13 protein-coding genes are annotated in these 15,728 nt (G+C 60.6%); 6 read left to right on the forward strand and 7 right to left on the reverse strand.

Going from position 1 to position 15,728, the window contains the following annotated elements:
* Positions 1–43: 43 nt before the first annotated feature.
* Positions 44–2,989, forward strand: coding sequence for an HD domain-containing phosphohydrolase (locus tag FEE99_RS23520; protein WP_041478432.1), 2,946 nt, complete (start codon positions 44–46; stop codon positions 2,987–2,989).
* On the opposite strand, the gene FEE99_RS23525 is transcribed toward FEE99_RS23520, so the two are convergent.
* Together FEE99_RS23525 and FEE99_RS23530 are read right to left on the reverse strand one after the other, a co-directional pair.
* A complete protein-coding gene (locus tag FEE99_RS23525) occupies positions 2,990–3,472 on the reverse strand; it encodes a GAF domain-containing protein (protein ID WP_016770850.1) in 483 nt (160 codons plus the stop codon).
* A complete protein-coding gene (locus FEE99_RS23530; RefSeq protein WP_041478431.1) occupies positions 3,469–4,359 on the reverse strand; it encodes an ATP-binding protein in 891 nt (296 codons plus the stop codon). The genes FEE99_RS23525 and FEE99_RS23530 overlap by 4 nt, the downstream gene beginning before the upstream one ends.
* A 165-nt stretch (positions 4,360–4,524) precedes the next feature.
* Here FEE99_RS23530 and FEE99_RS23535 point away from each other — a divergent pair, with 165 nt between their 5' ends.
* Positions 4,525–6,846: a hybrid sensor histidine kinase/response regulator gene (locus FEE99_RS23535; protein ID WP_041478430.1), complete on the forward strand. Its 2,322-nt coding sequence runs from the start codon at positions 4,525–4,527 to the stop codon at positions 6,844–6,846.
* Here FEE99_RS23535 and FEE99_RS23540 read toward each other — a convergent pair.
* From FEE99_RS23540 to msrB, 3 genes are all read right to left on the reverse strand, one after another.
* Positions 6,830–7,288 carry a MarR family winged helix-turn-helix transcriptional regulator gene (locus FEE99_RS23540; RefSeq protein ID WP_041478429.1) on the reverse strand — a complete coding sequence of 153 codons (459 nt, stop codon included), beginning with the start codon at positions 7,286–7,288 and terminating at the stop codon, positions 6,830–6,832. The genes FEE99_RS23535 and FEE99_RS23540 overlap by 17 nt on opposite strands.
* The gene (locus FEE99_RS23545; protein WP_016770854.1) at positions 7,285–7,770 is read right to left on the reverse strand and encodes a glutathione peroxidase; all 486 of its coding nucleotides are present in this window, start codon (positions 7,768–7,770) and stop codon (positions 7,285–7,287) included. Before FEE99_RS23545 ends, FEE99_RS23540 begins: the two co-directional genes overlap by 4 nt.
* Before the next feature lie 104 nt (positions 7,771–7,874).
* Positions 7,875–8,270: a peptide-methionine (R)-S-oxide reductase MsrB gene (msrB, locus tag FEE99_RS23550; protein WP_041478500.1), complete on the reverse strand. Its 396-nt coding sequence runs from the start codon at positions 8,268–8,270 to the stop codon at positions 7,875–7,877.
* A gap of 224 nt (positions 8,271–8,494) precedes the next feature.
* Between msrB and FEE99_RS23555 the strand changes: the two genes are divergently transcribed.
* On the forward strand, positions 8,495–9,706 hold the full coding sequence (locus tag FEE99_RS23555) for a pyridoxal phosphate-dependent aminotransferase (protein WP_016770856.1): 1,212 nt from the start codon (positions 8,495–8,497) through the stop codon (positions 9,704–9,706).
* A gap of 302 nt (positions 9,707–10,008) precedes the next feature.
* A complete protein-coding gene (gene htpX, locus FEE99_RS23560; protein ID WP_007908619.1) occupies positions 10,009–10,896 on the forward strand; it encodes a protease HtpX in 888 nt (295 codons plus the stop codon).
* 172 nt (positions 10,897–11,068) lie between these two features.
* Here htpX and FEE99_RS23565 read toward each other — a convergent pair whose 3' ends face one another.
* Positions 11,069–11,725, reverse strand: coding sequence for a thiopurine S-methyltransferase (locus FEE99_RS23565; protein WP_041478428.1), 657 nt, complete (start codon positions 11,723–11,725; stop codon positions 11,069–11,071).
* A 103-nt stretch (positions 11,726–11,828) separates the two neighbouring features.
* Between FEE99_RS23565 and FEE99_RS23570 the strand changes: the two genes are divergently transcribed.
* Positions 11,829–12,596: a DODA-type extradiol aromatic ring-opening family dioxygenase gene (locus FEE99_RS23570; RefSeq protein ID WP_041478427.1), complete on the forward strand. Its 768-nt coding sequence runs from the start codon at positions 11,829–11,831 to the stop codon at positions 12,594–12,596.
* 159 nt (positions 12,597–12,755) lie between these two features.
* On the opposite strand, the gene FEE99_RS23575 is transcribed toward FEE99_RS23570, so the two are convergent.
* Complete coding sequence (locus tag FEE99_RS23575) at positions 12,756–14,429, reverse strand: DEAD/DEAH box helicase (protein WP_016770859.1); 1,674 nt, start codon at positions 14,427–14,429, stop codon at positions 12,756–12,758.
* Positions 14,430–14,848: 419 nt separating this feature from the next.
* Between FEE99_RS23575 and FEE99_RS23580 the strand changes: the two genes are divergently transcribed.
* Complete coding sequence (locus tag FEE99_RS23580) at positions 14,849–15,640, forward strand: crotonase/enoyl-CoA hydratase family protein (protein WP_041478426.1); 792 nt, start codon at positions 14,849–14,851, stop codon at positions 15,638–15,640.
* The last annotated feature ends 88 nt before the right edge of the window (positions 15,641–15,728 follow it).

Below are 15,728 nucleotides of genomic sequence, written 5' to 3' on the forward strand. Positions count from 1 at the left end.
TTGGACGCTGAGCAGTGAGTTAAACATTCATGGAGAGCCTGCAATGCACAGCCCACTGCGCCCCGAGCAACGCCGGTTGCCGCTGCACGTGCACATCAGCGTCATGTTCACCTTTCTTTTATTGCTCACGGGCGTGGTGCTGGGCCTGTTCAATTACCACCAGACCACGCAGATCATCCTGTCGAGCAGCGAAAAGCTGTTTGACCGCATCGAGCAGGATGTACGCCTCGATCTGCAGGCAACCTATCAGCCGATCCGCAACCTGTTGAGCCTGCTGGCGGATACCCCGGCAGCCCAGGCTAGTGATCTGGAACAACGCCTGCCCTTGCTCAAACCCTTCAGCCAGTCGCTCACCGATAACCCGGCGCTGGCGTCGCTTTATCTGGGTTATACCAATGGTGATTTCTTCATGGTGCGCGCGCTGCGCACTCCGGCTCTGAAGGCACAGCTTCAGGCGCCGGAAGCGGCGGCCTATCAAGTCTGGAGCATCGAGCATGCTCCACAAGGCGCCATACGCTCGCAATCATTGTTCTTTGATCAGGCGCTGACACCGATCAACCGCCGCGAGCATCCCCAAGAGCCGTACGATCCGCGCAGCCGGACCTGGTTCAGCGACGCCCTGCAACAGGCCGGGCAAATCACCACCGAGCCCTATGTATTTTTCTCGACCCACAATGTCGGCACCACGCTGGCCCGGCGCAGCGGCCAGAACGCGGTGATCGGCGCCGATCTGACCCTCGCTTCGCTGTCGACCGCCCTGGGCAAGCACCGGGTCACGCCGTCGACAGAGATCGCGTTGTACGACACCGACGGCAACGCCGTGGCCTACCCCGACAGCTATCGCCTGATCGTCGATGACCGCACTGCGCGTCTGGCCAGAGCGGCCGATCTCAGCCCTGAGCTGAACGCGCTGCTCAGCTCCGACAATATCGGCAAGCGTCTGCAAGTAAACGACCGGCAATGGATCGTCGCACGCACCGGCATCGAGGAAGGCGGGCCGAAAGGTCTGCAACTGGCGCTGCTGGTGCCGGAAGACGAATTACTGGTGGATGCGTTCCGCATGCGCTGGCAAGGTGCGCTGATCACCCTGGCCATCCTGTTGCTGTGCCTGCCATTGGGCTGGGTGATTTCGCGGATTCTGGTCAAGCCGCTGCATGCCTTGGTCAAGGAAGCCGACGCGATCCGCAGCTTCGACTTCAGTTCTCCGCTGGCGCGCCGCTCGCCCGTACTGGAAGTCGATCAATTGAGCCTGTCGATGGCGCGGATGAAAGAAACCCTGGGCAGTTTCTTCCGCATCACCGACAGCCTGTGCGCCGAAACCCGTTTTGCCCCGCTGCTCGAACGCGTACTGTTCGAAACCGTGCAGATTGCTCAGGCGCAGGCCGGTCTGATCTACCTGCGCGAAGCCGACGGCGCGCGCATGGAACCTTATGGACTGGTGATTGATGGCGTGCCGCAGAAGCTGGAGGCGTTCGACATTGAGGGACGCGAGCTGCATAAAAACACCGGCCCGGCGTGGTTCGAGCAACTGGCCAGCGCCAACAATACCGTCAGCCATCTGGGCTTCGATCAGGCCGGCGACTTGCAGAAAATCCTCCTCGCCATGGAATCACCGCGCATTCACCTGATCGGCATCCGCCTGCACAACCAGCACGATGAAACCATCGGCCTGCTGATTCTGCTGGTCAATGACAGTGGTGAGCCGAGTGATCTGGAAAAGCTGCGGCCTGACCGAATTGCCTTCTTGCAGGCGGTGTCCGGCGCGGCGGCGGTGAGCATCGAAAGTCAGCGTCTGCAAGCGCGGCAAAAACAACTGCTCGACGCGTTCATTCAACTGCTGGCCAGCGCGATCGACGCCAAGAGCCCCTACACCGGCGGCCATTGCCAGCGGGTGCCGGAGCTGACGTTGATGCTCGCCCAGGCTGCTGCGGCAAGCCAGGACCCGGCGTTCAGCGCTTACCAGCCGAGCGAGGATGAATGGGAGGCGTTGCACATCGCCGCGTGGCTGCACGATTGCGGCAAGGTCACGACGCCGGAATACGTGGTCGACAAAGCCACCAAGCTCGAGACCATCAACGACCGCATCCATGAAATCCGCACCCGCTTCGAAGTGCTCAAGCGTGACGTGTGGATCAACTACTGGCAGACCTTGGCAAGCGGTGCAGACGAAGCGGCGCTGGCCCGCGCCCGTGATAGTGAGTTGCTGATGCTCGACGACGACTTCGCCTTTGTCGCCCGCAGCAATCTCGGTGGCGAGGCCATGGTCGAGGCTGATCTGCAACGCCTCGAGCGAGTGGCGCAACGCAGATGGCTGCGCACACTTGATGATCGCGTCGGTGTGTCCTGGGAAGAAAACCGCCGCCAGGCGAAAACCCCTGCGCCGCTGCTGCCCGTCAGTGAAAGTCTGCTGGCCGACAAACCCGAGCATCTGATCGAACGCGACAAGAGCGAACTGATCCCCGAGGACAATCCCTGGGGCTTCAAACTCGATGTACCCGAGTACAAGTACAATCGCGGCGAGTTGTACAACCTGAAGATCGGCCGCGGCACGCTGACCCGCGAAGAGCGCTACATCATCAACCATCACATGGTGCAGACGATCATGATGCTCAGCCACCTGCCCTTCCCCGGTCACCTGGACAGCATTGCCGAGATCGCCGGCGGCCATCACGAAAAAATGGACGGCACCGGGTATCCGAAACGGCTGAAACGCGAGGAGATGAGCCTGCCGGCCAGGATGATGGCGATTGCCGATATTTTCGAAGCGCTGACCGCCGCCGATCGCCCTTACAAGAAAGCCAAGTCGCTGAGTGAAGCGCTGGGGATCATGGCGACCATGTGCCGTGAAGCGCACATCGATGCGCCGTTGTTCGGCCTGTTCATCAACGAAGGGGTGTACATGCAGTACGCGACGCGGTTTCTCGATCCCGCGCAAATCGACAGCGTGGATACGGCCAGCCTGTTGCACAAGGCTGGCCTCGGCGGTTGATCAGCAGTCGGTCAGGCGCAGGAAAATCGCCGCCAGTTGCTCGATGCCGGCCTGATCTTCGGCGCCGAAACGCGCCAGCTTCGGGCTGTCGAGGTCGAGCACGCCGATCAGGCGACCGTCCTTGACCAAAGGCACTACCAGTTCGCTGTTGGAAGCGCTGTCGCAGGCAATGTGGCCCGGGAAGGCATGTACATCCTCGACGCGCTGGGTTTGCAGACTGGCAGCAGCGGCGCCGCAAACACCGCGCCCGAACGGGATGCGCACGCAAGCGATCTGGCCCTGAAACGGGCCGAGCACCAGCTCTTCGTTACGATTGAGGTAGAAACCGGCCCAGTTCAAATCATCGAGCTGGTTGAACAGGAACGCGGAAAACTGCGCGGCATTGGCGATGAAGTCGCGTTCGTCCGCCAGTAGCGATTCCAGTTGTGCGGCCAACATACCGTAGCCTTCGAGGCCCTGGCCGCTTTGTTGCAAATCAATCATGCCTTGTGCTCCAGCAATTTCAGTCCCACCCAGTAGCGGGCGAATTGATACGCGCAACGTCCGTTGCGATTACCGCGGCCGGTGGCCCAGCGCACGGCGAGGATGTCCAGTGCTTCGTCGCGCTGCCAGCTCAGGCCGGCCTTGGCGGCCAACTGGCCGATCCAGTGCTCGACGACGTTGAGAAAATGTTCCTGGGTAAACGGGTAGAACGACAGCCACAGGCCGAAACGATCCGACAGGGCGATTTTGTCTTCCACCGCTTCGCTCGGGTGCAGTTCGCCGTCGACGCGCTTCCAGTTTTCGTTGTCGCTTTCCTTTTCCGGCACCAGGTGGCGGCGGTTGGAAGTGGCGTACAGCAAGACGTTGTCGGGTGCCTGCTCGAGCGAACCGTCAAGCACGCTTTTCAGCACGCGGTAGTCGCCTTCGCCGGATTCGAACGACAGGTCATCGCAGAACAGTACGAAACGTTGCGGCAATTTGGCGACTTGCTCGACCACGCGTGGCAGGTCAGCCAAGTGATCGCGTTCGATCTCGATCAGACGCAGGCCGGCACCGGCGTGCTCGGCCAGCAACGCACGCACCAGCGAAGACTTGCCGGTACCGCGTGAACCCCAGAGCAAGGCGTGGTTGGCCGGCATGCCATCAAGAAATTGTTGTGTGTTGCGCCCCAACTGCTCCAACTGCCGGTCGACGCCGATCAGGTCGGACAGACGCATGTCGAGGCTGACTTCCAGCGGCAACAGGTAGCCGCTGCGACCGTCACGCTGCCAGCGCGCTGCCAGGCAAGTGTTCCAGTCAATGACAGGGCGCGGTGCCGGCAACAGTGGTTCGATTCGCGCCAGAACCGACTCGGCGCGTTCAAGAAAAGCATTCAATCGGGAATCCACGTCTTCTCCTCGGGCACTTTCACAGTGATGATGACGATCCAGCGACGACACACAGATAAAATCGCCTCAGCAAGCCTTGTTACAAGGCGATTCGGGAACCTCGGTATCCCTGCATGATCGACTATGCTTGAGCAGCGAAGGGAAACGGAAGTGGTTCAACAACCCATGGATATCAAATTCACCCACCGGCTGTCTTACAAGCAAGCCAGGCTTACCGTGCTGGTCGGGTTCATTCTGGGCACCCTGCTCAGTCTGCTGCAGATCGGCATCGATTATGCCAGCGAAGACGCTTCCATCAACCGGGAAATCCTCGCGCTGCTGGAAATCAGCCACAATCCGGCCTCGCGCATCGCCTATAACATCGACGCCGAACTGGCGCAGGAGCTCACGCTCGGCCTGCTGCGCTCGCCGGCGATCATCGCCGCGCAACTGATCGACAACAACGAGACCGTGCTGGCCAGCGTCAAACGCCCGGAGCTGCAAAGCAGCTATCGGCTGATCAGCGACTTCCTGTTCGGCGCCAAGCGTCATTTCGAAGACCGTCTGTACCTCGATCACTTGCCCAACGAATCCCTCGGCGTCCTCAAACTGGAAGTCGACACTTACGCCTTTGGCAGCCGCTTCCTGCGCCGTGCGGAAGTCACCCTGCTCAACGGTTTTGCCCGCAGCCTGCTGCTGACCGGAATCCTCCTGGCGCTGTTCTACGTGATGCTGACCAAGCCGTTGGTGCGGGTCATCCGTGAACTCAGCGGCCGCGACCCGCGCAGCGCCGAGCCGACCACGCTTGAGTGCCCCGCCGGCCATGGCAACGATGAAATCGGCGTGCTGGTCAAAGTCGCCAATCAGCAGTTCGAAAACATTGCCACCGAAATCCAGCAACGGCGCACCGCGGAAAACCGCCTGACCGAATACCTCGCGCAACTGGAAGACATCGTCTCGGCGCGCACCGCCGAACTCAAGGCAATCAACGCCCGCCTCAGTCAATCCAACGAAGAACTGGAAGTGGCACGCCGTACTGCACTGGACATGGCCGAAGCGCGTTCGGCGTTTCTCGCCAACATGAGCCATGAAATCCGTACACCACTCAATGGTCTGCTGGGGATGATCGCGCTGTCACTGGACGGCCCGCTCAACGCCGAGCAGCAGCAACAACTGTCGATCGCCCACGACTCGGGCAAGGTGCTGGTGGAACTGCTCAACGATATTCTCGACCTGTCGAAATTCGACGCCGGGCAACTGGAGCTGGAAAACATCCCCTTCGACCTCGGTTCGCTGATCGAAGACACCGCCAACCTGCTCTCGCAGAACGCCGCGCCGAGCGTCGAGCTGACCTGTCTGATCGAGCCGCAGTTCCCGGCGCTGGTGCTGGGCGACCCGACCCGGGTGCGGCAGATCGTCAGCAACCTGCTGTCGAATGCGCTGAAATTCACCCGTTTCGGTCGGGTCGATGTGCGCCTGTCGGCACACAAGGGCGGCGTGCGCATCGAAGTCTGCGACACCGGCATCGGCATTGCCCAGGAAGCGCAGGTGAAAATCTTCCAGCCGTTCACCCAGGCCGGCGCCGGTATCACCCGTCAGTACGGCGGCACCGGGCTGGGACTGGCGCTGACGTACAACCTGTGCGAAGCGATGCAGGGTCGGCTGACCATCAGTTCCGAAAGCGGCTTCGGCAGCCAGTTCTGCGCCGAACTGCCACTGCCCTCTCACACCCGCGCGCTGCCGCCGATACCGTTACGCGGCAAGGTTCTCGCCATCACCGCTGCCAGCAGTGGCTTGGCGGAATTGCTGAAAAGCCTGTTGCCGGTGTGGGGCCTGGAATACACGCAGCGCACTATTGATGATTCGCTGCTGGGCCTGAATCCGGATGTGCTGATCACCGATTGTCCGGAATGCCTGTTCGGTCTGCGCCCGAGCATCACCGCGCCGATCCTGCTGGTGACTGCTTATGGCAGTTTTCTGCCCAGCGAAGAAGCCGCCGCCCTCGCGCCCTTGCAGCAGCAAGCCCGGCCGCTGGCGCGCAACGCGCTGTACCAGCATCTGCGACGGATTCTGCAACCGGACGCCGCCACCCTCAACGAAGCACAAGCGGATGCCTTGCCGTCCGCGCGCCGGGGCAAGGTGCTGCTGGTCGAGGACAACCCGGTCAATCAACTGGTCGCCAAAGGCATGCTCGGCAAGCTCGGCTGCGATGTGGTGGTGGCGGGGCATGGTGCCGAGGCGCTGGATCAGCTGGAGTTTGCCGATTTCGATCTGGTGCTGATGGACTGCAACATGCCGGTGATGGATGGCTATGAAGCCAGTCGGCAGATTCGCCAGAGCGGGCGCTGGCCGAATCTGCCGATTGTCGCGCTGACCGCCAATGCCATGTCCGAGGAACGCGAACGTTGCCGCGCGGCCGGCATGAGCGACTATCTGGCCAAACCGTTTCGCCGCGAAGAACTCGCCGCGTTGCTCGATCAGTGGATGCCGACTACGAAAGCCCTTTGATCTGCCCGAGCAAGTGATCGAGGCCGGCGCGCAAATCATTGAGCCGGTCGAGATCTACGCCACTGTCGCAGAGCAGGCGCGCCTTGAGTGGCCCGACCTGCTCGCGCAGTGCTGCTCCGGCAGGCGTCAGGCTCAGGTGCATCTCGCGTTCATCCCGCGCCGAGCGCCGACGCTGGACCAGATCGCTCTGCTCCAGACGCTTGAGCAGAGGAGTCAACGTCCCCGAGTCCAGCGCCAGACGTTCGCCCAAGGCCTTGACCGTCGGTTGCTCCGGCGCAGCATCCTGCCATTCCCACAGCACCAGCATCGCCAGGTACTGCGGGTAGGTCAGGCCCAACTGATCGAGCATCGGCTTGTAGGCGCGAATCACCGCCCGCGAGGCCGCGTACAGCTTGAAGCACAACTGGCTGTCGAGCTTCAGCGAATCAACCGCCAGGCTCATTTCAGTAGAGCTTCGATCTCGCCGCTCAGGTCCTGCGGCTTGGTCGTCGGGGCGAAACGCTTGACCAACTGGCCATCCTTGCCGATCAGGAACTTGGTGAAATTCCACTTGATGCCCTGCGAGCCGAGCAGGCCCGGGGCGCGCTTCTTCAACTGCACGAACAGCGGATGAGCATCGGCGCCGTTGACGTCGATCTTCTTGAACAGCGGGAAGCTGACGCCGAAATTCAGTTCGCAGAACTCGCTGATGGCGCCCTCATTGCCCGGCTCCTGTTTGCCGAACTGGTTGCACGGGAAACCCAGTACCACCAGCCCTTGATCCTTGTAGGTTTGCCAGAGTTCTTCGAGGCCCTTGTATTGCGGAGTGAAGCCACACTTGCTCGCGGTATTGACCACCAGCACGGCTTTGCCGGCGAAATCGGCCAAGGTCTTTTGCTCACCCTTGATGGTGGTGCACGGGATATTCAGCAGGTTGTCGCTCATGGGTCGGCTCCGCAATGGTCAGGAAGGCGCAAACATAACGAGCAATTGAATTGTGTGCAATCTAATTGACCGATAAAAAGGCGACGCGATGTCGCCTGTTTCGGTTATTCCCGGGGCTCGAGATTCAGGCACACCGAGTTGATGCAATAACGCAGGCCGGTCGGTGGTGGGCCATCCGGGAACACGTGGCCCAAGTGCGCATCACAGCGCGCGCATTTCACTTCGGTGCGGATCATGCCGTGGCTGGTGTCGCGGATCTCAGTCATCGCGCTATCGCCGATCGGCGCGTAAAAGCTCGGCCAGCCGCAGCCGGAGTCGAATTTGGTCTTGGAGTCGAACAGCGGCTCGTTGCAGCAGACACAGTGGTAGACACCGTCGGTTTTGGTGTTGTTGTATTTGCCCGAAAACGGACGCTCGGTGGCACTCAGACGGCAGACGTTGTACTGCTCGGGGTCGAGCATGGCACGCCATTCTTCCAGGGTTTTCTGCAACTTTTCCATCATCACACCTCAGCGGCTGAAAAAGCCCGATCTGTACCTTTTCCACGGATCGGGCGGCACGTATGATTGCGCCTCGTCACGCGCCAGTCTGGCAGCCAGACCGGGCGCATTCAAACGGATTCTGAGCGCTAAAGCGCCAGACCTCCGCCTGTGCGAAGACGCAGCAATCCCAGTACGGTTGTCCATTTGCCGCCTGGATCGTTCATTTTCGGGATCACATCGCCATGCAGTTCAGCAAATCGAACAAGCTCGCCAACGTCTGCTATGACATTCGCGGCCCGGTGCTCAAGCACGCCAAACGACTGGAAGAGGAAGGCCAGCGCATCCTCAAGCTGAACATCGGCAACCCGGCGCCGTTTGGTTTCGAAGCGCCGGACGAAATCCTCCAGGACGTGATCCGCAACCTGCCGACCGCGCAAGGTTACAGCGACTCCAAAGGCCTGTTCAGCGCGCGCAAGGCGGTGATGCAGTACTACCAGCAGAAGCAGGTTGAAGGTGTCGGCATCGAAGACATCTACTTGGGCAACGGCGTTTCCGAGCTGATCGTGATGTCGCTGCAGGCGCTGCTCAATAATGGCGACGAAGTGCTGGTGCCAGCCCCGGACTATCCGCTGTGGACCGCTGCCGTCAGCCTCGCTGGCGGTAACGCCGTGCATTATCTGTGCGACGAAGGCGCCGACTGGTTTCCGGATCTGGCCGACATCAAGGCCAAGATCACCCCGAACACCAAGGCCATGGTGATCATCAACCCGAACAACCCGACCGGTGCGGTGTACTCGAAGGAAGTGTTGCTGGGCATGCTGGAAATCGCCCGCGCGCACAACCTGGTGGTGTTCTCGGACGAGATCTACGACAAGATTCTTTATGACGACGCCGTGCATATCTGCACTGCCTCGCTGGCGCCGGATCTGCTCTGCCTGACGTTCAACGGCCTGTCGAAATCCTACCGCGTGGCCGGTTTCCGCTCCGGCTGGATCGCCATCTCCGGGCCGAAACACAACGCGCAGAGCTACATCGAAGGCATCGACATGCTGGCCAACATGCGCCTGTGCGCCAACGTGCCGAGCCAGCACGCAATCCAGACCGCGCTGGGCGGCTACCAGAGCATCAACGATCTGGTGCTGCCGCAGGGTCGCCTGCTGGAGCAGCGCAATCGCACTTGGGAGTTGCTCAACGATATTCCCGGCGTCAGCTGCGTGAAGCCGATGGGCGCGTTGTACGCGTTCCCGAAAATCGACCCGAAGGTCTGCCCGATCCACAACGACGAGAAGTTCGTGCTTGATCTGCTGCTTTCCGAGAAGCTGCTGGTGGTGCAGGGCACGGCATTCAACTGGCCGTGGCCGGATCACTTCCGCGTGGTCACCCTGCCCCGCGTCGATGATCTGGAAATGGCCATCGGCCGCATCGGCAACTTCCTCAAGTCCTACCGCCAGTAATGGCCAGCAGTGCGCAACGGATTGACTGTTGCGCACTGTCTGATTCAGCAACACATCTTTGTTCCGCGCCTTTGCAGCCCTTCTACACTTGCGATGCGAGCCGTACAGACGTGTCTGACCTAATGGCGGCGGGGCGAAAGGCTGTGTCATCCGTGTCGGAATCGAGGGTGGGAATTTTCTTTTTCCTCAAGAAACCGCTGTAGGACACAGTTTGAAATAGTCACTCGGTTGAATAGCCCGGTGCCGCACCTTATATACCCCGCAGTACGCTACATCTTTAGCTTGAGGAGAGTTCTACAACCATGATGCGCATCCTGCTGTTTTTGGCCACTAACCTGGCGGTCGTGCTGATAGCCAGCATCACCCTGAGCCTGTTCGGCTTCAACGGGTTCATGGCGGCCAACGGGGTCGACCTCGACCTCAGTCAGCTGCTGGTCTTCTGTGCGGTCTTTGGTTTCGCCGGCTCGCTGTTCTCGCTGTTCATCTCCAAGTGGATGGCGAAGATGAGCACCGGTACGCAAATCATCAGCCAGCCACGCACTCGTCATGAGCAATGGCTGCTGCAAACGGTCGAGCAATTGTCCCGCGAAGCCGGGATCAAGATGCCTGAAGTCGGGATTTTCCCGGCCTACGAAGCGAATGCTTTCGCTACCGGCTGGAACAAGAACGACGCGCTGGTCGCGGTCAGCCAGGGCCTGCTCGAGCGATTCTCGCCCGATGAAGTGAAAGCCGTACTGGCCCACGAAATCGGTCACGTCGCCAACGGCGACATGGTCACGCTGGCTCTGATCCAGGGCGTGGTGAACACCTTCGTGATGTTCTTCGCGCGGATCATCGGCAACTTCGTCGACAAGGTCATCTTCAAGAACGAAGAAGGCCAGGGCATCGCCTATTACGTGGCGACCATCTTCGCCGAACTGGTGCTGGGCATCCTCGCCAGCGCAATCGTCATGTGGTTCTCGCGCAAGCGCGAATTCCGTGCCGACGAAGCCGGCGCCCGCCTGGCCGGTACCAGCGCGATGATTGGTGCTCTGCAACGTCTGCGCGCCGAACAGGGCCTGCCGGTGCATATGCCCGACACCCTGAACGCCTTCGGCATCAACGGTGGCATCAAACAGGGCTTCGCCCGCATGTTCATGAGCCACCCGCCGCTGGAAGAGCGTATTGACGCACTGCGTCGTCGCGGTTGATTTGATCGCAATAAAAAAGAAGGCCCGCAGTGATGCGGGCCTTTTTTTGTATCTTCAGATCATGCGTTGTCAGCAAAGTCCCATTCGCGAGCAGGCTCGCTCCCACCTTTGAAACGCATTCCCCTGTGGGAGCGAGCCTGCTCGCGAAGACGCCGGAGCTGCTAATAAAAAACTATCTGGAAGAAACCCGATAAACCCGCTCCACCAACCACTCAACCCCGCCCTGTAGAAACTTGGGGCTCTCAGCCAGAATATCTCGCTCTTCCAGTTTCTCCAGCTGCCAACCCTGGCCCAGCAGCCGCTGCGCCTCATCATCATTCACCGCAAACGGCGGTCCCGGGATCTGCGTCTGATCGTAATCCAGGGTAATCACCAGCCCTTTCATCTCCGGCGCCAGCAAGTGCTGCAAATGCGCCGCGTAGCGCTGGCGCATCGCGTCCGGCAAGGCAATCAGCGCGGCGCGGTCATACAGCGCAGTACAATCTGCGACGTCCTCGGCCGTCAGCGCAAAAAAATCACCGCACCACAATTCGAACGCAACACTGCGATAAACCTTGAATGCGCCCTGCTCGCTGATCTGCGGTTGCAACTGATGTTCGCTGAAAAACTCCTCGACAGCCTTTTCCGCTAGCTCAACCCCAATCACCTGGTGTCCCTGCCCGGCAAGCCAGAGCAGATCCAGACTCTTCCCGCACAGCGGCACCAGCACACGCGCCGACGGTGCAATCGCCAGCTCCGGCCAGTAGCGCTGCAAATACGGGTTGGCCTCGGGCTGATGAAAGCCGATCTGGTTCGAATCCCATTTCTTGTACCAAAACTCAGGCTGCATGGATCACTCCCGAAAAACCGATGAAAAACCGCAGAAACTTATATTGGATTCAGATCGATGATCTGACTGAAGATGGTTCATCTTAGCGCTCAGGAGCCCGTCCATGTTGCCCAGCCTGTTTATCTCCCACGGTTCACCGATGCTGGCGCTGGAGCCCGGTGCCAGCGGCCCGGCACTGGCGCGACTGGCCGCTCAACTGCCGCGCCCCAACGCCATTGTCATCGTCTCGGCGCACTGGGAAAGCCAGGAACTGCTGGTCAGCAGCCACCCGCACCCGGAAACCTGGCACGACTTCGGCGGTTTCCCCCGTGCGCTGTTTGAAGTTCAGTACCCGGCCCCGGGCAATCCGCAGCTGGCCGCCGAGGTGGCTCAACTGCTGCACGCCAATGACCTGCCGGCGCGGCTCGATCCGCAACGACCGTTCGATCATGGTGTTTGGGTGCCGCTGTCTTTGATGTATCCGCAGGCCGACATTCCGGTGGTGCAAGTCTCGTTGCCGAGTCGCGGCGGACCGGCATTGCAGACGCGAGTTGGCCGTGCACTGGCGAGCCTGCGCGAACACGGCATTCTGTTGCTCGGCTCCGGCAGCATCACCCACAACCTCCGCGAGCTGGACTGGCATGCCGGCCCGGAAAGCGTTGAACCGTGGGCGCGGGATTTCCGTGACTGGATGATCGACAAGCTTGCCGCCAACGATGAAACGGCGCTGCATGATTATCGCCAGCAGGCGCCGAATGCCGTGCGCAGTCACCCGAGTGATGAGCATTTGTTGCCGCTGTACTTTGCTCGCGGTGCTGGCGGGGTTTTCAGCGTGGCGCATCAGGGTTTCACGATGGGGGCGCTGGGTATGGATATTTATCGTTTCGGTTAACAGCAAAAGATCGCAGCCTTCGGCAGCTCCTACAGTGGATCACATTCCAAAATGTAGGAGCTGCCGAAGGCTGCGATCTTTTGATCTTGAGAGCAGGCAAAAAAAATCCCCGAACCAGTCGGGGATTTTTTATGTTCGATCAATCAGCCCGAGGGCGGATCAATCTTCGCGGTAGCGACGCAGCTTGAGCTGCTTACCGGCCACGCGAGTGTCCTTCAGTTTGGTCAGGAGTTTTTCCAGACCTTCTTCCGGCAGCTCGACGAGGCTGAAGCTGTCACGCACCTGGATGCGACCGATCGCTTCACGGGCCAGACCGCCTTCGTTGAGGATGGCGCCCAGCAGGTTTTTCGCAGCGATACCGTCACGCGCACCCAGCGCGGTACGGCAACGAGCACGGCCTTCGCCCAAAGGCATTGGCGCGCGACGCTCGCGGTCACCACGATCAGGACGATCACCGGAACGCTCAGGACGGTCGCCACGCGGTGCGTTGTTCGGCACCAGTGGACGTTCCTTCTCGATTGCGGCCAGGTTCAGCGCTTGACCATTGGTGGCTTTGCGCAGCAGCGCAGCAGCCAGAGCACGCGGGGTGCAACCGATGTCGGCGGTCAGGCGGTCGAGCAGCTCACCGTGAGTCGATTCGGCATCAGCAACCAGCGGCGAAAGGCTGTTGGTCAGTTTCTTGATGCGAGCATCGAGAACGGCTTGAGCGTCTGGCAGGCGTACTTCGGCAACTTTCTGACCGGTTACGCGCTCGATCACTTGCAGCATGCGGCGCTCACGTGGAGTCACCAGCAGCAGTGCACGACCTTCGCGACCGGCACGGCCGGTACGGCCGATACGGTGCACGTAGGATTCCGGGTCGTACGGCATGTCAACGTTGAACACGTGAGTGATGCGCGGAACGTCCAGACCACGGGCAGCAACGTCGGTGGCGACAACGATGTCCAGACGGCCATCTTTCAGCGAGTCGATGACGCGCTCACGCTGGTTCTGGGCGATGTCACCGTTCAACGCGGCGGCTTTGTAGCCTTTGGCGTCGAGGGCGCTGGCCAGGTCCAGAGTGGCTTGCTTGGTGCGCACGAACATGATCAGGGCGTCGAAGTCTTCGACTTCCAGCAGGCTGAGCACGGCCGAGGTTTTCTGGTCAGCGTGAACCAACAGGTGAGCCTGTTCGATCGCGGTAACGGTCTGGGTCTTGGTCTGGATCTTGACGTGTTGCGGATCGCGCAGATGGCGTTCGGCAATGGCGCGGATCGACTGCGGCAGGGTCGCCGAGAACAGCACGGTCTGGCGGGTCGATGGCAGAGCCTTGAAGATGACTTCCAGGTCATCCATGAAGCCCAGCTTCAACATTTCGTCAGCTTCGTCGAGAACCAGATGGTTCACAGTCGACAGGACTTTCTCGTCGCGACGCAGGTGGTCGCACAGACGACCCGGAGTAGCGACAACAATCTGTGCGCCATTACGGATTGCCTTGAGTTGCGGGCCCATCGGCGCGCCGCCGTAGACAGCCACAACGGTGACGCCTGGCATTTGCTTGGCGTAGGTTTCAAAAGCGGTTGCTACTTGCAGCGCCAACTCTCGGGTTGGCGCCAGGATCAGGGCTTGCGGTTCGCGCTTGGCAGGATCGATGCGGTGCAGGATAGGCAGTGCGAACGCGGCGGTTTTACCGGTACCGGTTTGCGCCTGGCCAATCATGTCCTGGCCGGCCATGATGATCGGGATCGATTGCTGCTGAATCGCCGAAGGCTCTTCGTAGCCAGTCGCTGCGACGGCTGCAAGAATATTCGGGTTGAGATTAAAAGCGGCGAATCCGCCGGTTTCCTGGGTCATGGGTCTGCCTCTAAGTGCATCCGCAAAGACCCATGCTCCAAAGCTGCGCATGCCGTGTTGAGACTCAAGAGTCGCCCTGGCAGCTTTGTCGGCGGGGATTTGCGAAAACGAATGAATGAAGATGAATCGTCAAGGAAGAGCCCGCAATGCGGACGTGCAGCCGAAGCTGACTTCGGGAAATGCGCTACCTAAACGCGGCCCGGTTAAAGGCCGGCGCGCACTATACCGGATTTCGCCCGAAAAGGGAGCTTTTTTTGTGGCCCTTATCCGTGTGTCACCGCCGTGTAACGGGGTTTTGCGGATAATCGCGCAACGGTCTATTTTGCAAAGGCCCGGCCCTGCGGGCGATGACGCTTAAACGGTTCACCGACCTGCGGCAAAGCGCCGCGCACCCGCCCTTCCCGCTTGAGGATTTAGCCATGAATCAGCCCTGCGCCGGCCGCGTCAGCCGAGAACGTCGTGGTCATGTGCACTTGATCGGCCTCGATCGGGCGGCCAAGCGCAACGCTTTCGATATCGACCTGCTCAACGACCTGAGCCTGGCCTACGGCGAGTTCGAAGCCGACCGCGAAGCGCGGGTCGCCGTGGTGTTCGGCCACGGCGAGCACTTCACCGCCGGGCTTGATCTGGTCAATGCCAGCGCAGCGCTGGCCGAAGGCTGGCAGGTTCCGAGCGGCGGGTGCGATCCCTGGGGCGTTTTCGTCGGACCACGAGTAAGCAAGCCGGTGATTGTCGCCGCGCAGGGTTACTGCCTGACTATCGGCATCGAGCTGATGCTGGCGGCGGACATCAATCTGTGCGCGAGCAATACCCGCTTCGCGCAGATGGAAGTGCAGCGTGGGATCTTTCCGTTTGGCGGGGCGACTTTGCGTTTCCAGCAGATTGCCGGCTGGGGCAATGCGATGCGCTGGTTGCTCACCGGCGACGAGTTTGATGCACACGATGCGTTGCATCTGGGCTTGGTCCAGGAAGTGATGGCCAGTGAAGACTTGCTGCCCCGCGCGATCGAGCTGGCCGAACGGATTGCCCGGCAAGCACCGCTGGGCGTGCAGGCGACCTTGATGTCAGCGCGGCAGGCGCGCTATGAGGGTGAGACAGCGGCGGCGCAGGCGTTACCGGCGCTGGTGAAGAAGTTGCTCGCCACTGAAGATGCCAGGGAGGGGGTGAGATCGCTGGTGGAGCGGAGGTCTGGGATCTTCAAAGGGGTGTGAAGAATCTGCTGCCTGTCAGGGCCTCTTCGCGAGCAGGCTCGCTCCCACAGGTCGAACGCATTTCAAATGTGGGAGCGAGCCTGCTCGC

It is taken from the genome of Pseudomonas sp. ef1, from assembly GCF_007293365.2.
GTDB lineage: Bacteria > Pseudomonadota > Gammaproteobacteria > Pseudomonadales > Pseudomonadaceae > Aquipseudomonas > Aquipseudomonas siliginis.